The 23216-nt window shown below is 60.2% G+C and carries 19 protein-coding genes and 1 pseudogene; 19 read left to right on the top strand and 1 reads right to left on the bottom strand.

Translation table 11 applies throughout. The annotated features are described in order from the left end of the window. Positions 1 to 97: 97 nt before the first annotated feature. Positions 98 to 1363 carry an APC family permease gene (locus tag FOI68_RS20145; protein WP_029099941.1) on the bottom strand — a complete coding sequence of 422 codons (1266 nt, stop codon included), beginning with the start codon at positions 1361 to 1363 and terminating at the stop codon, positions 98 to 100. A 121-nt stretch (positions 1364 to 1484) separates the two neighbouring features. Here FOI68_RS20145 and FOI68_RS20140 point away from each other — a divergent pair. The 19 genes and pseudogenes from FOI68_RS20140 (at position 1485) to ftsA (ending at position 23204) form a co-directional block, all read left to right on the top strand. Beyond that, positions 1485 to 2375 (top strand): annotated as a pseudogene (locus FOI68_RS20140) (LysR family transcriptional regulator). A 155-nt stretch (positions 2376 to 2530) separates the two neighbouring features. Next, entirely contained in the window at positions 2531 to 3790 is a 1260-nt protein-coding gene (locus FOI68_RS20135) for an adenosylhomocysteinase (protein ID WP_035295246.1), read from the top strand. Positions 3791 to 3940: 150 nt separating this feature from the next. Continuing rightward, entirely contained in the window at positions 3941 to 4372 is a 432-nt protein-coding gene (gene mraZ / locus FOI68_RS20130; RefSeq protein ID WP_029099944.1) for a division/cell wall cluster transcriptional repressor MraZ, read from the top strand. A gap of 86 nt (positions 4373 to 4458) precedes the next feature. Continuing rightward, positions 4459 to 5394 carry a 16S rRNA (cytosine(1402)-N(4))-methyltransferase RsmH gene (rsmH, locus tag FOI68_RS20125; RefSeq protein WP_035295244.1) on the top strand — a complete coding sequence of 312 codons (936 nt, stop codon included), beginning with the start codon at positions 4459 to 4461 and terminating at the stop codon, positions 5392 to 5394. Between the two features lie 37 nt (positions 5395 to 5431). Beyond that, positions 5432 to 5905, top strand: coding sequence for a cell division protein FtsL (gene ftsL / locus FOI68_RS20120; RefSeq protein WP_081656566.1), 474 nt, complete (start codon positions 5432 to 5434; stop codon positions 5903 to 5905). Between the two features lie 144 nt (positions 5906 to 6049). Next, positions 6050 to 8467 carry a penicillin-binding protein gene (locus FOI68_RS20115; RefSeq protein ID WP_143864100.1) on the top strand — a complete coding sequence of 806 codons (2418 nt, stop codon included), beginning with the start codon at positions 6050 to 6052 and terminating at the stop codon, positions 8465 to 8467. Between the two features lie 68 nt (positions 8468 to 8535). Further along, entirely contained in the window at positions 8536 to 10461 is a 1926-nt protein-coding gene (locus tag FOI68_RS20110) for a stage V sporulation protein D (RefSeq protein ID WP_143864099.1), read from the top strand. Positions 10462 to 10579: 118 nt separating this feature from the next. Then, complete coding sequence (locus tag FOI68_RS20105) at positions 10580 to 12058, top strand: UDP-N-acetylmuramoyl-L-alanyl-D-glutamate--2,6-diaminopimelate ligase (RefSeq protein WP_143864098.1); 1479 nt, start codon at positions 10580 to 10582, stop codon at positions 12056 to 12058. Between the two features lie 43 nt (positions 12059 to 12101). Then, positions 12102 to 13073: a phospho-N-acetylmuramoyl-pentapeptide-transferase gene (gene mraY / locus FOI68_RS20100; RefSeq protein ID WP_029099949.1), complete on the top strand. Its 972-nt coding sequence runs from the start codon at positions 12102 to 12104 to the stop codon at positions 13071 to 13073. Beyond that, positions 13070 to 14434: a UDP-N-acetylmuramoyl-L-alanine--D-glutamate ligase gene (gene murD, locus FOI68_RS20095; protein WP_044899396.1), complete on the top strand. Its 1365-nt coding sequence runs from the start codon at positions 13070 to 13072 to the stop codon at positions 14432 to 14434. The genes mraY and murD overlap by 4 nt, the downstream gene beginning before the upstream one ends. A gap of 68 nt (positions 14435 to 14502) precedes the next feature. Then, a complete protein-coding gene (gene spoVE, locus FOI68_RS20090; RefSeq protein ID WP_035295233.1) occupies positions 14503 to 15591 on the top strand; it encodes a stage V sporulation protein E in 1089 nt (362 codons plus the stop codon). A gap of 16 nt (positions 15592 to 15607) precedes the next feature. Then, positions 15608 to 16699 carry an undecaprenyldiphospho-muramoylpentapeptide beta-N-acetylglucosaminyltransferase gene (murG, locus tag FOI68_RS20085; protein WP_044899397.1) on the top strand — a complete coding sequence of 364 codons (1092 nt, stop codon included), beginning with the start codon at positions 15608 to 15610 and terminating at the stop codon, positions 16697 to 16699. 114 nt (positions 16700 to 16813) lie between these two features. Beyond that, positions 16814 to 17719 carry a UDP-N-acetylmuramate dehydrogenase gene (gene murB, locus FOI68_RS20080; RefSeq protein WP_044899398.1) on the top strand — a complete coding sequence of 302 codons (906 nt, stop codon included), beginning with the start codon at positions 16814 to 16816 and terminating at the stop codon, positions 17717 to 17719. Between the two features lie 15 nt (positions 17720 to 17734). Beyond that, on the top strand, positions 17735 to 18991 hold the full coding sequence (gene murA / locus FOI68_RS20075) for a UDP-N-acetylglucosamine 1-carboxyvinyltransferase (RefSeq protein ID WP_029099954.1): 1257 nt from the start codon (positions 17735 to 17737) through the stop codon (positions 18989 to 18991). Positions 18992 to 19173: 182 nt separating this feature from the next. Continuing rightward, on the top strand, positions 19174 to 19965 hold the full coding sequence (locus tag FOI68_RS20070) for a cell division protein FtsQ/DivIB (protein ID WP_044899399.1): 792 nt from the start codon (positions 19174 to 19176) through the stop codon (positions 19963 to 19965). Between the two features lie 25 nt (positions 19966 to 19990). After that, on the top strand, positions 19991 to 20698 hold the full coding sequence (locus tag FOI68_RS20065; RefSeq protein WP_143864097.1) for a DUF881 domain-containing protein: 708 nt from the start codon (positions 19991 to 19993) through the stop codon (positions 20696 to 20698). A gap of 17 nt (positions 20699 to 20715) precedes the next feature. Then, positions 20716 to 21465: a DUF881 domain-containing protein gene (locus FOI68_RS20060; RefSeq protein ID WP_143864096.1), complete on the top strand. Its 750-nt coding sequence runs from the start codon at positions 20716 to 20718 to the stop codon at positions 21463 to 21465. 1 nt (position 21466) lies between these two features. Then, on the top strand, positions 21467 to 21814 hold the full coding sequence (locus tag FOI68_RS20055; protein ID WP_029099958.1) for a small basic family protein: 348 nt from the start codon (positions 21467 to 21469) through the stop codon (positions 21812 to 21814). Positions 21815 to 21953: 139 nt separating this feature from the next. Further along, a complete protein-coding gene (ftsA, locus tag FOI68_RS20050) occupies positions 21954 to 23204 on the top strand; it encodes a cell division protein FtsA (RefSeq protein ID WP_029099959.1) in 1251 nt (416 codons plus the stop codon). The last annotated feature ends 12 nt before the right edge of the window (positions 23205 to 23216 follow it).

Raw genomic sequence — 23216 nt, 5'->3', positions numbered from 1 at the left:
GCTTCCCTGCTGGGCGAGCATGGAGCGGAAGCCGGAAACGTGCTTCTCCCCCCAGCAGTCACTTTGTCTACACACTCAGAGTAAGGCGAAGCACGCCTTACTCTTTTTTTCGCGTTTCCCACAGCAGGAGGGCGGCGGCGATCACCAGCGGATACAGGGCCGACCATCCCAGAAACGGGTAGAGGGTGACCGTGACCGCCAGCGACGTCCACGCGGCCGCCCGGCCGATCCGGCTGTCGTGCAGGAGGCGCACGCCGGCGATACACCCGCCGATGTAGGTGGCAAAAAACGTGGCGTTGGGCAGTTCGATCAGCCGGGCGAGATCGACCCATCCCAGGAACAGCACGCCGAGAACGGCGGCAAAGCAGCACGCCAGGAAGGCCAATCCCCCCACCGGCGTCCGGTAGGTGGCGTGCAGGCGGCCGAACCAGCGGGGAGCGCTCCCTTCCCGGGACAGGGCATAGGCGATCCGGGAAGCGGCCCCGATGTAGGCATTCACCGACGCGACGCAGATAAACAGGGCGGTGACCGCCACGGCCCACCCGCCGACCGGTCCGAACGACAACTGCACCATCACGCTGAGCGAGGCCTCCGACAAGCCGTTGCCGTAGCTGTGGGTGGCCACCGTCATCAGCGCCACGGCCGCGTACAGCAGGGCCACGATGCCGGCGCTCCACAGCACGCCGCGAATGGCGTTTGTTCGAGGATCGACAAATTCTTCGGAGAGGTGCGTCACCGCCTCCCAGCCGATGAAGCACCAGAACAATAATCCCGCCGCCTTTATCACACTCAGCCAGCCGTGGGGGGCAAACGGGGTGAAGTGGGAAACGGACGCATGCGGCAGCGCGGCGGCGACGGCCAGCACCAGAATCGCCAGAATCAGCGCCACCACCGCGGTCTGCACGCGGCTGGCCACCTGCAGGCCAAACGTGTTCATGATCAGGACGGTGAGCAGGATGAGCGCCGCCATCGCGTACACATGCGCGTCGCTCCACTTGAGGAGGACGGCCGCGTATTTGGAAGCGGTCACCGCGACGATCGGGGCGCCGATCGGCACGGACAGCAGGAAAAACCAGCCGACCATGTTGCCGAAGCGGTCGCCGTAGGCCATCCGCACAAACGTGGAGACCCCGCCGGAACTGGGATAGCGGGCGGACAGCAGTCCCATGGTCACGGCCATCGGCACCACCAGCACCGACATGAACAGCCAGGCCAGGATAGAGGCGGGGCCGGCCTTTTCGGCGGCCATTCCGGGGATCAACAGCACCCCCGACCCGAGGACGGCCCCGATGTACAGCGCGACGATTTGCGGCAGCGACAGCGTCTTCGACAGACCGGCCGCGTTCGCCGACGTTTTCTCCATGGGCGATCCCTCACTTTGCACAGTGTCATATGCACACGTAGTGTAGCATAGACCGTATCATCGGAGTTATCTATAATATTTGATAGTTTGAATCGGACTTTTCGATAAAAAGGAGGAAGCCATGGATATCCGCTATCTGCAAACCTTTCGCGAAGTGGCCAAGTGGCAGAGTTTTACCCGCGCCGCAGAAGTGCTGGGCTACGCGCAGTCGAGCGTCACGACGCAGATTCAAAACCTGGAGCAGGAGTTCGGCGTCGTCCTGTTTGAGCGCTGGGGACGGAAAATCAGGCTGACGCATTCCGGCGAAGCGCTCCTGGCCTACAGCGAGCAGATGCTGGCGCTCTTGGACGAGGCGCGCGCCCAGCTTTCGGAACAGGCGCAGTTGGCCGGGACGCTGTCCATCGGCACGGTGGAATCGCTGGCCGCCTTTTACCTGCCGCCGATCCTGCGCCGGTTTCGGCAGGAACAGCCGCGCATGCGCGTCATGCTGCATCCGGGTATCTGCCACGACCTGCGCCAGGGCGTAAAGGAGGGGACCTACGATTTTGCCGTGGTGCTGGATGGGCTGCAGTGCCAGCCGGAGCTGACCTGTATCAACCTGGGGGAGGAGTCGCTGGTGGTCATCGCTGCCCCCGATCATCCGCTGGCCCGCCGGGAGCGGGTGGAGGCGGCCGACTTTTCCGGAGAGAACTAGATTTTTACCGAGGCGGGCTGCAGCTACCGCTCGATGCTGGAAGCGGTGCTGCGCGACTGCGGCGCGACGATTGAGAACGCGCTGGAGTTCGGCAGCCTGGAAGCGATCAAGCAGTGCGTGGCGTACGGTCTGGGCATCGCCCTGGTGCCCCGGATCGCCGTGGAGGAAGAGGCGCGCAAAGGCACGCTGGCCATCCTGCCGTTCTCCCATCCCGACATCCGCGTCTACCGGCAGATCGTCTACCACAAGAAGAAATGGATGCCGCAGGCGCTGCGCCGCTTTGTGGAACTGTTGACGGGCGGGCAAATGGAGGTATAATCGTCGTGTGAAGCACCAAAGACAAAGCGGAATAGTCCGGATTGCTGGCGGCACATGGCAAATGTGGAACCGACGGGAATTGGGGGATGATGGCCGCAAATGCGTATGATAAGATAGGACGTAAGGTGTTTTGAGATGAAGGAGGTTCATCAGTCATGACGATGGTTTCTGAAAGCATTGTAAAAGACATGTCGCTCGCGCCCAGCGGTCATCTGAAGATCGATTGGGTCAAGGAGCACATGCCGGTATTGAACCGCATCCGGGAGCGGTTTGAAAAAGAAAAGCCGTTTGCCGGCCTGAAAGTGGCCATCTCGCTTCACCTCGAGGCGAAGACGGCGTACCTCGCCAAAGTGATTCAGGCGGGCGGCGCCGAAGTGACGATTACCGGTTCCAACCCGCTCTCCACGCAGGACGACGTCTGCGCGGCCCTGGTGGAAGACGGCATCCGCGTATTTGCCAAGTACAATCCGGCGCCGGCCGAGTACAAGGAGCACCTGATCAAAACGCTGGAGACCCGGCCGGACCTGATCATAGACGACGGCGGCGACCTGGTGACCATCCTGCACAGCGAGCGCCGCGATCTGCTCGCCCAGATTCGCGGCGGCGCGGAGGAGACGACCACCGGGATCCTGCGACTGAAAGCGCTGGAAAAAGAGGGCAAGCTGGAATTCCCGATGGTGGCGGTCAACGACGCGTTCTGCAAATACCTGTTTGACAACCGCTACGGTACCGGGCAGTCCGTCTGGGACGGCATCAACCGCACGACGAACCTGGTCGTCGCCGGCAAAACCGTGGTCGTCGTCGGCTACGGCTGGTGCGGCAAAGGCGTGGCGATGCGCGCCAAAGGCCTCGGGGCGAAAGTGATCGTGACCGAAGTGGACGCGATCAAGGCGGTCGAAGCGTACATGGACGGCTTTGAAGTGATGCCGATGAGCGAAGCGGCCAAGCACGGCGACTACTTCGTCACCGTTACCGGCAACCGCGACGTCATCCGCAAAGAGCACTTCGAAGTGATGAAAGACGGGGCGATCCTCTCCAATGCCGGCCACTTCGATGTCGAAGTGAACAAGGTGGAGCTGGAAGCACTGTCGAAATCGAAGCGCACGGTCCGCAAAGACATCGAGGAATTTGTCATGGCGGACGGTCGAAAACTGTACCTCTTGGCGGAAGGACGCCTCGTCAACCTGGCGGCGGGCGACGGCCACCCGGCGGAAATCATGGACATGACGTTTGCCCTCCAGGCGGTCTCCCTGGAATACGTAAACAAAAACTACCAATCGATCGGCAAGCGCGTGCTGAACGTTCCGTACGAGCTGGACGAAATGGTGGCGCGCTACAAGCTGGAGGCGCTGGGAATCGGCATCGACAAACTGACCGAGGAACAGAAAGCCTACCTGGACAGTTGGGTCGAATAACCCGCGAAACCCGTCCAAGTCCGGCGAGAAAATCAGCGAAAAAATCCTGCTTACAAAAGCAGGATTTTTTTTTATAATAACAACTAGGCAGCAAGTGGGGAAAAGTGGGGGAAAGTGGAGCCCAGTGGGAGGAAAGTGGGGGAAGCGGCCGTGTTCATGGGTGAATATCAGCACAGCATCGATGAAAAAGGCCGATTGACCATCCCCGCCAAATTCCGTGAAGGGCTCGGCACGTCCTTCGTCATTACCCGCGGCCTCGATCAATGTTTGTTTGTCTACCCGATGGAAGAGTGGAAAGTGCTGGAGGAGCGGCTGAAGACGCTCCCTTTTACCAAGGCCGACGCCCGCGCCTTCACGCGGTTCTTCTTTTCCGGCGCGACCGAATGCGAGTGGGACAAGCAGGGAAGGGTAAACATACCGCCCACCTTGCGCCAGTACGCCGACATCCAAAAGGAGTGCGTCGTCATCGGCGTCTCCAACCGCGTGGAGATCTGGAGCAAGGAGCGCTGGGAAGAGTACTTCGCTCAGTCGGAGGGTTCGTTTGGGGACATTGCCGAAAAGCTGGTGGATTTCAACTTGTAACAGCATGAGTCCAGGCAGCGCAAAATATCCGGTTTGAAAAGGCAGCCAACCCTTTTCTTACGCGTTTGAATCGGGAGTGACAACCTTTGTCGTTTCATCATGTGACCGTACTCAGGGAGGAAGCCGTAGACGGGCTGAACATCCGGCCGGATGGCGTCTATGTGGACTGCACGTTGGGCGGAGCGGGACACAGCAGCCTGATCGCGTCCCGGCTGGGCGCAGGCGGACGCCTGATCGCCATCGACCAGGACGACTGGGCGCTGGACAACGCCCGCGAACGGCTGGCTCCCTACATCGATAAGGTGACGCTGGTCAAAAGCAACTTTCGCCGGATCCGAGACGTCGTGAACGACCTCGGGTTGGACGGCGTGGACGGCGTGCTGTTTGACCTGGGGGTCTCCTCCCCCCAGTTGGACGAGGGGGAGCGCGGCTTCAGCTACAATGCCGATGCGCCGCTGGACATGCGGATGGATCAGGATGCGCCGCTGTCCGCCTACGACGTCGTCAACGAGTGGGACGAGGAAGAGCTGGCCCGGATCATCTGGGAGTACGGCGAAGAGAAATTTTCGCGGCGAATTGCCCGGCAAATCGTACAGCGGCGCAAACACGCCCCTGTGCGGACGACCGGGGAGCTGGTGGAGCTGATCAAGGAAGCGATTCCGGCGGCGGCCCGCCGGAGTGGACCCCACCCGGCGAAGCGCACGTTTCAGGCCATCCGGATCGCGGTCAACGACGAGCTGGATGCATTCCGCGAGGCGGTCGTGGACGCGATCGGCCTGCTTCGGCCCCAGGGGAGAGTCAGCGTCATCACGTTTCATTCGCTGGAGGATCGGATCTGCAAGCAGGTGTTTCAGGATTTTGCCAAAGGCTGCACCTGTCCGCCGTCGTTTCCCGTCTGCACGTGCGGGAACCAGGCGTCTGTCAAAATCATAACGAGAAAGCCGATTCTGCCTTCGGAAGCGGAATTGGCGGCCAATCCGCGGGCCCGTTCGGCCAAGCTGCGGGTGGCGGAAAAACTGTAAGGCCCCGCGGGCTTGCACGCAAAGGAGGGAGACCGAGATGAGCTACTACTACCGGGGAAATCTTGCGGTGGAACTGGAAAAGTCGCGCACCGTGACCAAAACCAAGCGAACCATCCGCATCAAACCGTCCATTCCGACCAAGGAAAAGCTGCTGTACCTGCTGTTGATCTCGCTGATCGTGGCGGGAGTGGGTCTGGTCGGCGTCCGTTACTCGCAAATCTCGCAGTACAACTACGAAATCCAGCGCCTGAAAAAAGAGATCAAGGAGACGAAGGAGCAAAACGCCGCGCTGCTGCTGCAGGTCGAGCAGTTGAGCAACAGCGACCGGATTCTCAGGGAAGCGCAAAAAATGGGAATGGTTTACAATCCGGAAGCCGTGCACCTCATCGGTCAACCCAAGGGGAAGTCCGCGCGGCAGGGATCGCCGCAGACGAGTCCGGCGAACGGGCCCATGCCGAATGACCAAAATGCGAAGACGAAACAGCCCGCTCCGCCGAAAACGAATTCCTGACGGGGACATGCGGATACGGCCGTACTCACAGGTTCAACATGCTGACATCAGCTTCACCGACAGGGGATCGGAGAAGCTTTTCTTTTTAGCCGCCCCCCCTGCACGGCGGGGCGGCCATCATCCGTCGTGTTGGAGGGAGAGGGCATGGACACGAAACGACGCGTCAACTGGCGGATCCTGCTTCTGGCGCTCTGCACCATCTTGCTGTTTTCCGGCCTGACGGTGCGCCTCTGGTGGCTTCAGACCGTGGAAGCGGCAAAGCTTTTGGACTACGCCAAAATCCAATGGGACGACATGGAAAAAACGCTGAAGCCCAAGCGGGGAGAGATTCTCGACCGCAACGGCGAGAAGCTGGCCTTCGAAGGCAAGGCGTACACGGTAAACGCCAGGCTGAAGCCGCAGGACGAGAAGGACCAGGATTACGTCAAAGACCCGTACTACACAGCCTCCAGACTGGCGCCCATTCTGAACGCGCCGGTGGACAAACTGCTCAAATACCTGACGAACCCCACCGCCAAAGTGGTGGAACTGGGCCGCTGGGGCAACAAGATTACGGAAGAACAGCGCAACCGCATTCTCGCCCTGCAGTACCCGACGCTGCCGAACGGGCAAAAGGTGGATGAGAACCAGCTTCCCGGCATCACGCTGATCGAAACCACCCGCCGCTATTACCCCAACGACAGCTTTGCCACCCACGTCCTCGGCTATCTGGACTTTGAAGGCACGCCGCGCATGGGCATCGAGCTGCAGTTGGACAAGGAACTGCGCGGCGAAAAGGGCGAGATGCAGGTGCTGACGGACAGGCTGGGATATCAGCTCCCGGACGGGGAGCGCAAGTACAAACCGGCCAAGGACGGCCTCAACGTCTACCTGACGATCGACCGGACGATCCAGGGCTACGTGGAGCAGGCGCTGGACAAGGCGGAACAGGAGTTCAAGCCGAAGGGCATGACGGTGGTCGTGAGCGATCCCAACACGGGCGAAATCCTGGCCATGGGCAACCGGCCGCAGTTCAACCCCAACGAGTATTACAAAGGGATTCCCAACTACACCAACCACGCCGTCACGAGCATGTTTGAACCGGGCTCCACGTTCAAGATCATCACGCTGGCGGCCGCCATCGAAGAGGGACTGTTCAACCCGAATGAAACCTACCAGTCGGGTACATACAGGAAAATTCCCGGTCCGCCGATCCGCGACCACAACAACGGGGCCGGCTGGGGCACGATCACCTTCCTCAAAGGCGTGCAGCGCTCCAGCAACGTCGCCTTTGTCATCCTGGGGTACGACCGGCTGAAGCAGGACCGTCTGAAAAAGTACTTCAAGGACTTCGGGATGGGCCAGCTTACCGGCATCGAGCTGCCAAACGAAAAGGCCGGCAACCTGAACAACCTCGAAAATCCGCGTTCGCCCCGCGACGTCGCGGTTACCACCTTTGGCCAGGGGGTGACGGTGACGGCCATCCAGCAGGTGATGGCGGTGGGAGCGATCGCCAACGGCGGCGAGCTTTTGAAGCCGCACATCGTCAAGGAACTGCGCGATCCCAACACCGGCGCGGTGGTCAAGCGCAACGAGCGGGAAGTGGTCCGCCGGGTGGTGACGGAATCGACCGCCAAGCAGGTGCGCGACATTCTGGAGACGGTCGTCACAGCCGATGAGGGTACGGGGAAAGCGTACAAGATCGAAGGCTATCACGTCGCCGGAAAGACCGGTACGGCGCAGAAGTACAACCCGGACAACGGTCAGGTCATGGAAGGCCACTACATCGTCTCCTTCATCGGCTTTGCGCCCAAGGACAATCCGCGCCTGCTCGTCTACGTCGTGGTGGACGACCCGCAGGTGGGCGAGTCGTATCGGACGTGGGGCGCCAAGGTGGTGGCGCCGATCTTTACATCCGTCATGGGGCGCAGCCTGCAGTATCTGCAGCTAAAGCCCGACCTGCAGCAGGTGCAGCAGGCGTCGGACAAGACGACCGCGGCGGCCGCTTCCCTGACGCCGGTACAGCCCGTCAAGGAGCTGACGGTGCCCAAACTGGTCGGCATGTCCACGACGGCCGCACAGCTTCGGGCCCAGCAGGACCAGTTGGACGTGAACGTGGTCGGAACCGGCACGAAGATCGTCAGCCAGTTCCCGGCCGCTTATGAAAAAGTGCCCCCCGGCACCCGCGTGATCCTCGTGACGGATCGGGTCAAAGGGGCGAAAATGCCGGACTTTACCGGCAGGTCGCTGCGTGACGTGATGGAGTTCGCCTCGCTCTTGAACATCCAGGTCACGCAGGTCGGGACCGGTTTTGTCACCCAGCAGAGCATCAAGCCCGGCACCGTGCTCAACGGAGGCGAAAAGCTGCAGGTAACGCTGCAGCCCGCTTCCCAACTGCCGCAGACGCCCGCCGCGACCGGAGCGCCGACAGGAGGCGCCCCGCCCGGCGGGGCATCGGGAGCCGCGTCAACCGCGCCGGTTTCGGCGGCAGAGGGCACAGCCGGCTCGGCAGGTCAAGTCCCGCCGGGCAGACAGCCGGATGCCGGCGCCGTCCCGGCAGGCGGTACAACCCCGGCGCCGTAAGTTCTAACCCGTCCCCCCCGCGAATAGGGTAGGAAAGAGACAACCTACGCCGTGAGGGGGGACTCGCTTTGCGGGTATCCAATGTAACTGTGCGCCGCCGCATTTTTGTCGCCTTGGTGATCGGCATCGTCCTGTACACCGCGCTGATCACCCGTCTCGGATACGTGCAACTGGTGCAGGGGCCTTGGCTGCAGGACAAGGCGTTGAAGCTGTGGAACCGCAACATTCCGTTCGAAGCCAAGCGGGGACGCATTCTCGACCGCAACGGCGACGAACTGGTCACCAACATCAGCGTTCCCACGGTCATGGCCATCCCGGTCCAACTGGAAGATGCGCGCGAGACGGCGCGGAAGCTGGCGGTCATTTTGGGCCAGGACGAAGAAAAGGTCTACAAGGACATTACGAAACGAGAGATGATTAACCGCGTGCCGGGAGGACGGAAAATCTCCACGGAGAAAGCCAAGCAGATTCAGGAGCTGAACCTGCCCGGCATCGAGGTGGTGGAAGATACCCAGCGCTTCTATCCGCACGGCACGATGGCCGCCCATCTGCTCGGTTTTACCGGGATCGACAACCAGGGACTGACCGGTCTGGAACGCTTGTACGACGAGTATCTCAAAGGCCAGCCCGGTTACGTTTCGTACCTGGCCGACGCGCGGGGAAAGACGATGCCCGGCGGGGAGGAGCAGTATATCGCCCCGGTTGACGGGATGGACATGTACCTGACCATCGACAGCACGATTCAGTTGTTTATCGAGCGGGAACTGGATCAGGCGATGGTCGCCTATCAGCCTGACGACGTGCTGGCGATCGCCATGAATCCAAAGACGGGCGAGATTCTCGGCATGGGCAGCCGCCCCACCTTTCAGCCCGACCGTTACAAAGACTATCCGTCCGAGGTGTACAACCGCAACCTGCCGATCTGGAAGACGTATGAGCCCGGATCAACGTTCAAGATCGTGACCCTGGCCGCCGCGCTGAACGAAGGCGTGGTCAGCCTGAACGAAGGGTTCTACGATCCGGGCTACATCGTCGTCGCCGGAAAGCGGCTGCGCTGCTGGAAACGGCAGGGGCACGGCCAGGAAACCATGCTGGAAGTGGTGGAAAACTCCTGCAACCCGGGGTTTGTGACGATGGGGCAGCGGCTGCAAAAGGAGCGGCTGTTTGACTACATCAAAAAGTTTGGCTTTGGGCAAAAGACGGGCATCGATCTGATCGGGGAGGAAAACGGCCTGCTGTTCAACATGAACCGGGTGGGGCCGGTGGAATTGGGCACCACTTCGTTCGGCCAGGGCGTGTCCGTCACGCCGATCCAGCAGATGGCCGCCGTGGCTGCGGCGATCAACGGCGGCAAGCTGATGAAGCCGTATGTGGCCAAAGAGTGGCGGGACAGCGTGACCCATGACGTGGTGGGCAGGACGCTTCCCACCGAGGTGCGCCAGGTGATCACGCCCGAGACATCCGCCAAGGTTCGCTACGCGCTGGAGAGCGTCGTGGCGCGCGGAACGGGGAACAAGGCGTACATCGAGGGCTACCGCGTCGGCGGCAAGACCGGTACGGCGCAGAAGGTAAAAAACGGCAGGTACGTTAACGGGGAGTACATCGTCTCCTTTATCGGCTTCGCGCCGGCGGACGACCCCCAGATTCTGGTCTATTTCGCCGTCGACAACCCCAAGGCGCTCGCCTTCGGGGGGCTGATCGCCGCGCCAAGCGTCAAAAGCATTATCGAATCGTCGCTGCAGCATATGGGCGTGCCGAAACGGAAGAACGGCATCGCGCGGGAGTACAATCCCGCCCTCGGCCAGACGCGTTACGTGGAAGTACCCAACATGGTGGGACTTTCGATGCAGGAAGTAGTCACCACCTACGACACGCTGCCGCTGGTCGTCTCCGGCAAGGGATCCCACGTGATCAGCCAGTCGCCTGCCCCGGGAGTAAAAATCGAGGAAGGCTCAAAAATTCGTATCCATCTGGGTGACAAATCGGCCGATTAGCTATACAATGAGATTTCGGAAGCGGGGTGGGGAGGCTTCACGGGAGCCTCACCCGCCGCGTTTTGTAGAAATCGCAAGGCTTTTGTCTATAATAGGGAGAGAATGGGGTGCCTGTTTTATGCTGTTACGGGATCTGCTTGCTCCTCTGTTGCCGGTGCGGGTAACGGGAGACGACAGCTTGGAGATTACAGGATTGACGGCAGACTCACGCAAAGTACAGCCCGGCTGCTTGTTTGTCTGTCTGACAGGCTTCACCGTGGATGGTCATGCCTTCGCGGCGCAGGCGGTGGAAAACGGAGCCGTCGCCGTGCTCGCGGAACAGGATGTGGACGTGCCAGCGACCGTTGTCCGGGTACCGGATACCCGCCGGGCAATGGCTATGCTGGCTGACCGTTTTTACGGGTCGCCTACGCGGGAGCTGAAGCTGATCGGGGTGACCGGAACCAACGGCAAGACGACCACCACCCATCTGATCGACAAGATCCTGCGCGACCAGAACAAGCGCACGGGGCTGATCGGCACCATTCACATGCGGATCGGCGATGTCACCGAAGAGGTGAAAAACACCACGCCGGACGCGCTGGACCTGCAGCACGCTTTTCGCCGCATGCGCGATGTCGACACGGAATACGCGATCATCGAGGTGTCCTCCCACGCCCTGGAGCAGGGGCGCGTACGCGGCTGCGACGTACATACCGCAGTCTTTACCAACCTGACGCAGGATCACCTGGATTTTCACAAGACGATGGAGAACTACCGCTACGCCAAGTCGCTCCTGTTCTCCCAACTGGGAAACAGCTACGATCCCGACCGGTTGAAGACGGCCGTGCTGAACGCCGACGACGAGGCGTCGAAGCTGTATGCCAGGGTTACACCCGCCCGGGTGATCACGTACGGCATCGACAATCCGGCCGACGTGCGGGCCGCCGAGATCGAGATCACCAGCCGCGGCACGTCGTTTACCGCCCACACCTTCGCCGGTTCCATCCGGCTCAATCTGAAGCTGGTGGGCAAATTCAACGTCTACAACGCGTTGGCCGCCATCGCCGTCGCTCTGGCCGAAGGCGTGCCGCTCGACGAGATCAAGGCGAGTCTGGAGGCGGTGCCGGGCGTAAACGGGCGGTTTGAACCCGTCGACGCGGGCCAGCCGTTTGCCGTGCTGGTTGACTACTCGCACACGCCGGACAGCCTGGAAAACGCGCTTGCGACCGTCAAGGAGTTCGCCAAGGGGCGGATTTTCTGCGTGGTCGGCTGCGGCGGAGACCGCGACAGGACCAAGCGCCCAATTATGGCGCGGATTGCAACAAAATACGCCGACCTGACCGTCTTAACGTCAGATAACCCGCGCTCCGAGGATCCGCAGGCGATCATTGACGACATGCTGGCGGGCCTCACCGAAGTGGCCAAGGAGCGATACGTCTCCATGGTGGACAGAAGGGAAGCGATCCGCTACGCCGTGGCGCAGGCCAAGCAGGACGACGTCATCCTGATCGCCGGAAAGGGACATGAAACATACCAAATCATCAAAGGACAGGTGCTGCCGTTTGACGACCGTGAAGTGGCCCGGGAGGCCATCGCCGAACGGCGGAACGAATAGAGGCACGCGTCCATGAATAGCATCAGAGAAAGGAGGGTCGGGCATGTTCGCTGACAATGTACTACTCGTCACGATCGTCGCCGCGTTTCTCATTGCCGTACTGATCGGTCCGCTGTTCATCCCCGTGCTGCGCCGCCTGAAATTCGGGCAGGCGATCCGGGAGGAAGGGCCGCAATCCCACCAAAAAAAGGCAGGGACTCCCACCATGGGTGGGACGATTATCCTGATGGCACTTATTTTTACCGTGCTGAAGTTCGCCAACATCACTACGGAAATCCTGTTTTTGATGCTGGTGACACTTGGATACGGATTGATCGGATTTTTGGATGACTACATCAAAATCATCCGGAAGCGGAATCTCGGGCTGACCGCCAAGCAGAAATTTACCGGCCAAGTCCTCCTGGCCGTCGGCGCGTATTACCTCCTGGTGCAGATGGGACACGATACGACGCTGCATCTGCCGGGGACGCCGTGGAAGCTGGAGCTCGGCCTCTTTTACTTCCCGTTTCTGCTGTTTCTCTTGGTAGGCACGACCAATGCCGTCAACCTCACCGACGGACTGGACGGCCTGCTCGCCGGGACGGGCGCGATCGCCTTCGGGGCGTACGCCATCATCGCCTGGATCAGCCAGGATTTTGACACGGCCATCTTCAGTGCGGCCGTCGTCGGGGCCGTTCTCGGCTTTCTCGTCTTCAACGCGCATCCCGCCCGCGTCTTCATGGGGGACACGGGGTCGCTGGCGCTCGGCGGCGCCTTGGCGGGAATCGCGATCATGACCAAGACGGAGCTGCTGTTGGCCGTCATCGGCGGCGTGTTTGTCGTGGAGACGCTCTCCGTCATTCTGCAAGTCGTCTCCTTTAAAACGAGAGGGAAGCGCATTTTCCGGATGAGTCCGCTTCATCACCACTTTGAACTGACAGGGTGGTCGGAGTGGCGCGTTGTCGTCACCTTCTGGCTGGTGGGCATCATCTTTGCCGGACTGGGCGTGTACCTAGAGGTGGTGGCAATGCGATGAAACGTTATCACAATCAGCACATTGTCGTGTTGGGCATGGCAAAAAGCGGTGTGGCGGTGGCAAAACTGCTGCACCGCTTTGGCGCGCATGTTGTCGTCAACGACAAAAAGCCGCGCGAGGAAGCGGCCGGAGCCGACGAACTGGAAGCGCTCGGCATTCCGGTCATCTGCGGGCATCACCCCGATGACCTGATTCACGAAGGCGTGGCGCTGGTGGTGAAAAACCCGGGCATCCCCTACGAAGCGCCGCCGGTGGCCAAAGCGCTGGCGCTCGGCATCCCGGTGGTGACGGAGGTGGAGCTGGCCTACCTCATCTCGCAGGCGCCGATCATCGGCATCACCGGTTCCAACGGCAAGACCACCACGACCACGCTGATCGGGCTGATCCTCAAGGAAGCGGGCATCGACTCCCTGGTGGGGGGCAACATCGGCACGGTGCTGTGCTCGCTCGCCGAAACGGCCCGCCCGGACCAGCTCCTGGTGGCGGAGCTGAGCAGCTTTCAACTGATGGGGACGCAGGCGTTCAAGCCGCATATCGGCGTGCTTCTGAACCTGTATCCGGCCCACCTCGACTACCATCACACGATGGACGAGTACCTGGCCGCCAAGCTGAAGCTGTTTGCCAACCAGACGGCGGACGACATCGCCATCCTGCCGTACGACCAGCCGGACGTGCTGGCCAAATGCGGGGAGATCAAGGCGGCCACCTACTATTTCAGCAAGCGGCAGCCGGTGCCGCAGGGCGTATATGTGGACGGCGGGGACATCGTCTTCGTCGGGCCGGAGGGGGAGCGGGACGTGATCATGGCCGCGGCCGACCTGTCCGTCGCCCATCTGGACAACGCCCTGGCAGCCGCGCTGGTGACCAGGCTGGCAGGAGCGGACAAGCAGTCCATCGCCAAGGTGCTCTCCACTTTTCCGGGCGTGGAGCACCGCATGGAGTACGTGGCGACGATTCACGGCGTCAAATACTACAACGACTCCAAGGCGACCAACCCGGAAGCGGCTTCGCGGGCGCTGCAGGCCCTGGACGAACCGATCGTCTGGATCTGCGGCGGGCTGGACCGGGGCGTGGATTTTCGCGAGCTGGTGCCGGTCATCGGGCCGCGGGTGAAAGCGGTGGTCGCGCTCGGACAGACCGCCCCGATTTTGCTGGAGCGGGCTAAAGAAGCAGGAATTACCAGGCTCATCCATGTCGATACTGTGGAAAAAGCCGTTCTTGCCGCCAGCGGCGAGGCCGCGCCGGGCGACGCGGTGCTGCTCAGTCCGGCGTGCGCAAGCTGGGACATGTTCCCTTCGTTCGAAGTGCGGGGGAGCATGTTTAAGGACGCTGTGCATAGACTTAGAACAAGCCTAGCATAACGTCCGTCCCATACAGCAGGGTTGCTGCCATCAGCGAAGGACGGCGCGAGAAAGGATGACCTGTCACAATGAGCAAGTCACGCTCCGCTCCCGACTTCGTGATTATTTTTGCAACACTTTTTTTATTGGGAATAGGCATCGTGATGGTGTACAGCGCCAGCGCGATCGTGGCGCAGAAGTTCAACGACCCGTTTTTCTTTGCCAAGCGGCAGTTGATTTTTGCCCTCCTGGGGATCACCTCCATGTACCTGACGATGAACCTGGACTACTGGATCTGGAAGCGGTGGGCCAAAATCGGGTTTTACGCCAGCATCGGCCTCTTGATCCTGGTGCTTGTCATCGGCATCGAGGTGAACGGCTCCAAAAGCTGGCTGGGCATCGGCGCCTTCGGGATTCAGCCGGGCGAATTCGCCAAGCTGGGCGTCGTCGCCTTTTTGGCCCGCTGGCTCTCCGACAATCAGAAGCAGATCGTGCAGTTTCGCAAAGGGCTGGTTCCCGCGCTGGCGATTCCGGCCGTCTGTTTCGGCCTGATCATGTTGCAGCCCGACCTCGGGACGGGTACCGTGCTGATGGGAACCGCGCTGGTGATGATTTTCGCCGCCGGGGCAAAGATCAGCCACTTCGCCGGTCTGGGCGTGCTCGGCCTGGCCGGGTTTGTCGGCCTGGTCCTGTCCGCGCCGTACCGGATCAAGCGGATTACCTCGTTTCTCGACCCCTGGCAGGACCCGCTGAACACCGGTTACCAGATCATCCAGTCCCTGTACGCCATCGGTCCCGGCGGACTGTTTGGCCTGGGGCTGGGGCAGAGCCGGCAGAAGCACTTCTACCTGCCGGAGCCGTACAACGACTTTATTTTCTCGGTGATCGCCGAGGAGCTTGGCTTTGTGGGCGGAACGCTGGTGCTCCTCTTGTTTTTGCTGCTGTTGTGGCGGGGCATGCGCACGGCAATTACGGCGCCGGATTTGTTCGGCAGCCTGCTGGCGCTGGGCATCATCGGGATGATCGCGATCCAGGTGGTCATCAACGTCGGCGTGGTGACCGGCATGTTTCCGGTTACCGGGATCACCCTGCCGTTTTTAAGCTACGGCGGCTCGTCGCTGACGCTGATGCTGACCGGGGTCGGCGTGCTGTTAAACATTTCGCGTTTTTCCAGATAGAATAGAAGGTGATCGTATGCGTGTCGTCCTCACAGGCGGAGGCACAGGTGGACATATTTACCCGGCGCTTGCGGTGGCGAAAGAAGTTTCCCGCCAGGAACCGCAGGCGGCCTTTTTGTATATCGGCAGCAAGCACGGCTTGGAGGCCCAGATCGTGCCGCGGGCCGGGATTCCGTTTGAAGCGGTGGAAATCGCCGGCTTGAAGCGGAAGCTCACCCTGGACAACGTGAAGACGCTGTGGAAGTTTTTCCGCGCCGTCTCCGCTTCGAAACGGATGCTGCGGAGCTTCCGGCCGGACGTGGTCGTCGGCACCGGGGGCTACGTCTGCGGTCCCGTGGTCTACGCGGCGGCCCGGCTGGGGATTCCCACCATCATCCACGAACAAAACGTGGTACCCGGCCTGACCAACAAATTTCTGGCCCGTTTCGTCGACAAGGTGGCCGTCTCGTTTGCCGAGTCCCTGTCGTTATTTCCCCGGGCGAAAAGCGTGCTGACCGGCAATCCCCGGGCGACGGAAGTGATGCACGGAGACGAGCGGGCGGGCCGTTCGTTTTTGGGCGTCGGCGGGGACAAGCGTATCGTCCTCATGTTTGGCGGCAGCCGCGGGGCGAAAGCGATCAACGAAGCGGTGCTGGCCATCGTGCCGGAACTGGAGCAATTTGAGGATACCCACTTTGTCTACGTGACCGGCGAGGTTCACTACGAGGCGATTTCCGCCGCCTTGCGGGAAAAGGGAAACCTGCCGCGCAACATTTCCCTCCTGCCGTTCGTCCACAATATGCCGGATGTTCTGGCGGCCACGCATGTGCTGGTCAGCCGGGCAGGCGCATCCACGCTGGCGGAAATCACCGCCTTGGGCATCCCCGCCATCCTGATCCCGTCCCCGTACGTGACCAACAACCATCAGGAGAAAAACGCGCGCGGACTGGAGAAGGCCGGGGCGGCCGAAGTGATCCTGGAGCGGGAGCTGACAGGCGAGCGGCTGCGCCAGTCGCTGACCGGCCTGCTGGACGACCGGGAGCGCTGGACGTCCATGCGGGACGCCTCGCTCAAGCTGGGCATGCCGCAGGCGGCGACGGAAATCTATCGGCTGATGAAAAGCCTGTGAGGCGAAAACTGACGTCTGGGCGATTGTCACGCCGTTATGGGCGATCGCATAGGATGAAGCAAACACGTGATAAGACATAGGTCCGACCTAGCATGTGTATCAGGAGGTTCACAGATGAAACAAATCGCAGATGAGTTGAGGCAAGCAGGTATTGGAAAAGTGTGGACCAATGAACCTCTCGCCAACCATACGACGTGGCGGATCGGGGGTCCTGCTGACTTGTTAATCCAGCCCAAGGATAAAGCATCCTTGCTGACAGCCTTGCAAATCATCCATCGTCACGAAATTCCTTGGAGTGTTATCGGGCGCGGCTCCAACCTTCTGGTGAGGGACGGAGGGATTCGCGGAGCCGTGCTCAAGGTGGCTGAGGGCTTGAGTCACTGCGAGTTCAGGGGCGAAGAGGTGTGTGTGGGTGCCGGATATTCCATGATCCGCCTGGCGGTGGAGGCAGGCAAGATGGGGTTAACAGGTATGGAGTTTGCGGGAGGCATTCCTGGTACAGTAGGCGGGGCCGTCTACATGAATGCGGGGGCGCACGGATCAGATCTTTCACGTATTCTACTAGAAGCCGAGATACTCTTCGAAAATGGCGAGGTAAGGGTGTTGAGCAATGAAGAGCTGAGCTTCAGCTATCGTACGTCTCTCTTGCAAAAGCGCAAGGGGATCGTGCTCGAGGCGCGCTTCCGGCTGCGCGAGGGCGACCGCAAGGAGATTGCGGCCACGCTGGCTTCGTACAAGGATCGCCGCCGGCAGACGCAGCCCCTGCAGATGCCGTGCGCCGGCAGCGTGTTCCGCAATCCGCCGGGGGATCACGCCGGACGGCTGATCGAGGCGGCCGGGTTAAAAGGCTTTCAGATCGGAGGAGCTCAGGTCTCTGAGATACACGCCAACTTTATCGTCAATCGCGGAGGGGCCACGGCTGCCGACGTCCTCACCCTGATGGATCACATCAGATGTACGATCAAAGAAAAATTCGGCGTCGAGATGCATCCGGAAGTGTTGGTGGTGGGCGAGGGGTAACACGGAGGTGAAAGTTTGGAGACTTTTACGATCGAAGGCGGAAGACCTCTGTCCGGCTCGCTTCGGATCCAAGGAGCAAAGAACGCTGCCCTTCCCATCCTTGCCGCATCCGTTTTGACGGAAGGGCAATTTTATATCTACGACGTTCCCCACCTCAAGGACATCGAGGTGATGCTGCAGATCCTGACGGCCCTGGGGGCCAAGGCGAAGCATGCGGACGGATGTGTTGATCTGGATACGACGTCTGTCTCCGTACCGCACGTGCCAGATGAACTGATGGGCCAAATGCGTTCTTCCATTTTTCTGGCGGGGCCGCTCCTCGCTCGCCTGGGCGAGGTAACCATATCCAGACCGGGCGGATGCGATATCGGGGAGCGCCGGATCGATCTGCACCTGGCGGGACTGACCGCACTGGGCGCGAAAATCGAAGAAGCGGAAGGCTTCATCACGTTTCGGGCACAGCAGCTGCGCGGGGCCAACATCTTTCTGTCCTTTCCCAGTGTGGGAGCGACGGAAAACATCATGATGGCGGCAGTGCTCGCCAAGGGGACGACCCGCATCTGCAACGCGGCGCGTGAGCCGGAGATTGTAGACCTGCAAAATTTCCTGAACGCCATGGGAGCGCGGATCCGCGGCGCCGGCACCGATACGATCGAGATCAGCGGCGTTCCGCGTCTGCGTTCGGTCAGCTACCGGATCATTCCGGACCGGATCGTGACGGGCACCTTTCTGCTGGCGGCCGGCGTCGCCCAGGGACATATCGAGCTGACCAACACCATTCCCGAACATCTCACCGCCCTGATCGAGGTAGCCCGTAGCTGTGGTGTTGAAATCAAGACCTACCATGATATAATGGAAGTCAAGAGTACGACTCGTCCTCGCGCCTACGAACGGATCATCACCTCTCCCTTCCCGGGGTTTCCGACGGATTTGCAGGCGCAATTGATGGTGTTTTTGGCGCAGGCCAGGGGAACGAGCGTCATCAAGGAAACCATTTTTGAGGGAAGGTTCAAACATGTAAACGAATTGGCGCGAATGGGCGCCTCCGTATACGTCGACCTGGGGTCCGCGATCATTCGCGGCGTCAACAAGCTGACGGGAACGAGCGTGGAAGCAACCGATTTACGGGCAGGCGCTGCGCTTGTGCTCGCCGGGTTGGCCGCGGAAGGCACCACCACGGTTGCGCAGATTCATCACATCGACCGCGGGTACGAACGGCTGGAGCTGCAGCTTCGCCAGCTCGGCGCCGAAATCACCCGCACGTCGACATAGCTCAGGTAAGGTTGCAGAGTGACAAGCGGCATAAGGCTATGCCGCTTTCCCTGTTTTGTATGGTGTCAGATATTCCATGACCATCCATTTTTTGTGTAGAAACCGTGTGTACGAAGACGCCGCGCATTCGGTGTTTCGGGCTTGCGCGCGCGACAGTTTGTTTAGTGAGGAAGGGTAGGCTCATGGCGGTATACGAAGAACGCATTCCGCATGTCAAGGAACAGCGCCCCAGGCGCAGAGGCAATCGCAAGCTGGTGTTTCTGCTCGGCCTGTTCTTTCTGATCGTTCTCATCATCGTGTTTATTCGCTCTCCATACAGCAAGGTTCAGCAGATTCAGGTGTACGGCAACGATATCTACCCTGCCGAGCAAATTGTGAAAAACTCCGGCCTGGTCATCGGGATGCAGTTTCTCAACGTGTGGGAATCCGATGTGCGGACAAGCCTGAAGCCGCTGGAAGGCATCAAGGAGGTGTCCGTCGAGCGTTCCTTTCCCGGCGTGATCCGACTGCACGTGCAGGAGTACCGGCGCGTCGCGTTCTGGAACGGACAGGACGGCAGCCGCTACCCGCTGCTGGAGAACGGGCGGGTGCTCAGACAGGTCAATTTTGCCAAACGCGTGGTGGACAGGCCGCTGATCAGTTCCTGGTCGGCACCGGAACTGCTCCCGCAGCTCGCGAAGGCGCTGGCCAAGATGTCGCCGGGCGTGCTCGGCGAGATCTCCGACATCGCGCTGACGCCCACGGTGTACGACAAGCAGCGCGTGACGCTGTACATGCGCGACGGCAACGAGGTGCGAAGCGTGCTGTACAAACTGGACACCATGCTCAACTGGTATCCGACGATCGCCAAGGAACTGCCGCAGGGCGTCAAGGGAGTGCTCTCCCTGTTTGAGCAGCCGTGGTTCGTGCCGTACGGAACTCCGGATGCGCCGATCCCGCTGCAGTCCGGTGAAGCACAGCCTCCACAGTCTTAGTATCGTGTAAAAGGGGAAGCAGCCAATGGGTCGCCACAAGTTTCAGTTGTATTTAACCATCGTCACGTTCTGCACCGGCTTTCTCGTCGCCACTTCGATCGAAACGACCAAACTGCTGCGGACGGAACGTTTGAACGACCTGCAGTTTCAGCAGGAGACACAGCTCAACGAGCGCATCCTGGCGGAAAAGGAGCAGAACCGCCAGCTCGAGGACCAGCTCTTGGACCTGCAGCGTCAGGTGGGCAAGGTGGAGGAGGCGATGGCTCAGCGCAAGTCGGAAGCGGCGGAGATTCTCAGCCAGTTGGAAGCGGCGCGGATGATGGCGGGTGTCGTGCCGGTCGAGGGACCGGGCGTCGTCGTGACGATGCAGGACAGTCAAAATGCGGCGAACAGCGCCGACGTGACCAACTACATCGTCCACGAGCAGGATGTGCGCCTGGTGGTCAACGAACTGCGGGCCGCCGGAGCGGAAGCGATCAGCATCAACGGCCAGCGGCTGGTCAGCAACTCGTCCATCCGCTGTGTCGGCCCCACGATCATCGTCAACGGCATCAAGTCGGCCGCCCCGTTCGTCATTACGGCCATCGGCGATCCGAACACGCTGGAAAGCGCCCTCAATCTGCCGGGCGGCGTCCTGCAGACGCTGCGGGATTTCGTGCAGATCGAGGTGGCAAAAAAGGACAAGGTGATCCTGCCTGCCTTTGTCGGTGACGCCAAAACCAAACACTCCTAGCGAAGGAAGCGTTTCCCATGTCGCAAAAAAGCCGTAAAATCACGTTTATTCTTGCCTTTATTAGTGCTATCATAGGTGTTATGTTGACGGTACAGCTTCGCAGCAACCTGCATCCGGTGCACAAGGAGTCCCGCAGCATCGCAGAACTGCGCACGACGCTGCAGAAAGAGTTAGAAAGACACAAGAATCTGCTGGCCGATATTTCCAAATACAACCAACTCTACTATCAGTACGAGACGGCTCTCAACGAAGACGAGAGCATCTCGGTCATGAAGGAAGAGTTGGCGCGCAACCGCCGCATGGCGGGCATGGTCAGCGTGGAGGGAGAAGGGATTGTGCTGCGGATCGTGGAAGCCCAGCAGCCGCCGGCCGATCCGGCGGTGGACGGGTCCCCCCACGAACCGGCTGCAGGCGGCTATACGGTCGACGACGAGGATTTGCGCTGGCTGGTCAACATCCTCTTTGCCAACGGCGCGCAAGCGGTTTCCATCAACGGACACCGCCTGATCGCCACAACGTCCATCCGCTTGGTCGGCGACGCCATCCAGATCGACACGAAGACGATTCAGCCGCCGTATGAACTGAAGGCGCTGGGGGAGCCGGATGTGCTCCTGTCCGCCTTGAAGCTGGAGGGCGTGGAGGAGAATTTCAAGCTCGCCAACAAGACCATTGTGGCCGAGAAGCGGGACAAGCTCATCATTCCCGCCAATCGTGAGCCGCACGTCATCCAATACATGAAACCTGTCAAAGAAAAAGGAGATTCGTAACATGTGGCTCCCGCTCGTCGGTTTGATCGTCGGCATCGCTGTCGGCTTGCTGCTGGATTGGCGCGTGCCGCAGGAATACGCTAGCTACCTCTCCATCGCCCTCCTGGCCGGACTGGACACGATTTTCGGCGGCATCCGCTCGTACCTGGAACGTACGTTCAACGTGCGCATCTTCATGTCCGGTTTCTTTTTCAACACGCTGTTTGCGGCCGGACTGGCCTTTATGGGCGGTTTTCTGGGCATTGACCTGTACCTCGCCGCCATCGTTGCGTTTGGGGTCCGCCTGTTCAACAACCTGGCGGTCATCCGCCGGATCGTATTGTCCCGCTGGATCAACGAGCAGGAGTAGGGCGCTTTTTGGGAGGAAGGTCATATTTTTACAAAAATTCATGATGAAAAAAAGGGAATGGTAGTCCTGTGTGGAATAAAATACGCAGATGCATTCACTACTCGAAGACGAAAGTCGTAGCAGGGGAGGTGTCACAGGTTTGGTAAGTAATGAACTTATCGTCAGCCTAGATATTGGAACGTCCAAAGTACGCGTCATGATTGGCGAGGTCAACAACGGTTCCATCAACATCATCGGTGTCGGTCAGGCTCACTCCGAAGGGATCAAAAAAGGGGTGATCGTCGACATCGACCAAACCGTGCATGCCATCCGGGAAGCTGTTGACCATGCGGAACGCATGGTAGGAGTATCGATTGACGAAGTGTATGTCGGTATTACCGGGAACCACATTGAGCTGCATGAAACTCAAGGGGTTGTCGCTGTTTCCAGCGAGGACCGTGAAATACGAGAGGAAGACATTCAACGCGTCATTCAGGCAGCGAAAGTTGTTGCCATTCCGCCTGATCGGGAAATTATCGAGGTCGTACCGAATGAATACATCGTGGACGGACAAGGCAGCATCAAGGATCCGCGCGGCATGATCGGCGTCCGGCTGGAAATGGAAGGAACAATTGTAACCGGACTCAAGACGGTCGTACATAACATTGTGCGCTGCGCCGAACGCACCAACCTGCGCGTGGCGGGAATCTTCCTGCAGCCGCTTGCCTCCAGCACCGTGGCGCTTTCCAAGGACGACAAGAACATGGGTGTCGTCCTGGTCGACATCGGTGCCGGTTCCACGACCATCGGTGTATTCAAACAGGGGAAACTGGCTGCCACCACCGTCATTGGCATCGGTGGCGACCATATCACCCATGACATTGCGCTTGGCCTGCGTACGCATACCGACGTGGCCGACCGGGTCAAGATGAAGCACGGCTGCGCCTTGATTGACGAAGCTTCCGACGACGTCACGTTTAAAGTGACCCGCATCGGCAGCGATGTGGAAAAACAGTTTACCCAGGTGGATCTGGCCACGATCATCGAACCGCGTGCAGCGGAGATTTTCAACCTCGTGGAAGAGGCCGTGTACAAGCTGGGCTTCCGCGACGAAATCGCCGGCGGGTACGTGCTCACGGGGGGAACCGTGGCGATGCCGGGCATGCTGGAACTGGCCAAGGAAGAACTGGACGCGCCGGTCCGCATCGCCATCCCGGATTACATCGGGGTACGGGATCCCGCCTATACCACCGGCGTGGGTCTGATTCAGTACGCCCTGCAGCAGATGGAGCGGCGCAGCGTAAACAACACCGCTCCGTTTAAAGGGGCGCAGAAGCAGGCCGTTTCCAAACCGAAGGAAGGCGGCGGCTTCATGGAGAAAGTGAAAAACTGGTTCAGCGAGTTTATCTAACCGACTGCAACC

It is taken from the genome of Brevibacillus sp. LEMMJ03 (assembly GCF_007197875.1).
GTDB classification, from domain to species: Bacteria; Bacillota; Bacilli; order Brevibacillales; family Brevibacillaceae; genus Brevibacillus; species Brevibacillus thermoruber.
The sequence above is the reverse complement of the archived record's forward strand: the minus strand, read 5'-3'. Positions and strand labels throughout refer to the sequence as shown.

Bases quoted from the DNA above. Each gene is read 5' to 3' on its own strand.
- FOI68_RS20145 (WP_029099941.1), bottom strand. From the start codon at position 1,363: ATGGAGAAAACGTCGGCGAACGCGGCCGGTCTGTCGAAGACGCTGTCG.
- FOI68_RS20135 (WP_035295246.1), top strand. From the start codon at position 2,531: ATGACGATGGTTTCTGAAAGCATTGTAAAAGACATGTCGCTCGCGCCC.
- ftsL (WP_081656566.1), top strand. From the start codon at position 5,432: ATGAGCTACTACTACCGGGGAAATCTTGCGGTGGAACTGGAAAAGTCG.
- FOI68_RS20115 (WP_143864100.1), top strand. From the start codon at position 6,050: ATGGACACGAAACGACGCGTCAACTGGCGGATCCTGCTTCTGGCGCTC.
- FOI68_RS20105 (WP_143864098.1), top strand. From the start codon at position 10,580: ATGCTGTTACGGGATCTGCTTGCTCCTCTGTTGCCGGTGCGGGTAACG.
- mraY (WP_029099949.1), top strand. From the start codon at position 12,102: ATGTTCGCTGACAATGTACTACTCGTCACGATCGTCGCCGCGTTTCTC.
- murD (WP_044899396.1), top strand. From the start codon at position 13,070: ATGAAACGTTATCACAATCAGCACATTGTCGTGTTGGGCATGGCAAAA.
- spoVE (WP_035295233.1), top strand. From the start codon at position 14,503: ATGAGCAAGTCACGCTCCGCTCCCGACTTCGTGATTATTTTTGCAACA.
- murG (WP_044899397.1), top strand. From the start codon at position 15,608: ATGCGTGTCGTCCTCACAGGCGGAGGCACAGGTGGACATATTTACCCG.
- murB (WP_044899398.1), top strand. From the start codon at position 16,814: ATGAAACAAATCGCAGATGAGTTGAGGCAAGCAGGTATTGGAAAAGTG.
- FOI68_RS20070 (WP_044899399.1), top strand. From the start codon at position 19,174: ATGGCGGTATACGAAGAACGCATTCCGCATGTCAAGGAACAGCGCCCC.
- FOI68_RS20065 (WP_143864097.1), top strand. From the start codon at position 19,991: ATGGGTCGCCACAAGTTTCAGTTGTATTTAACCATCGTCACGTTCTGC.
- FOI68_RS20060 (WP_143864096.1), top strand. From the start codon at position 20,716: ATGTCGCAAAAAAGCCGTAAAATCACGTTTATTCTTGCCTTTATTAGT.
- FOI68_RS20055 (WP_029099958.1), top strand. From the start codon at position 21,467: ATGTGGCTCCCGCTCGTCGGTTTGATCGTCGGCATCGCTGTCGGCTTG.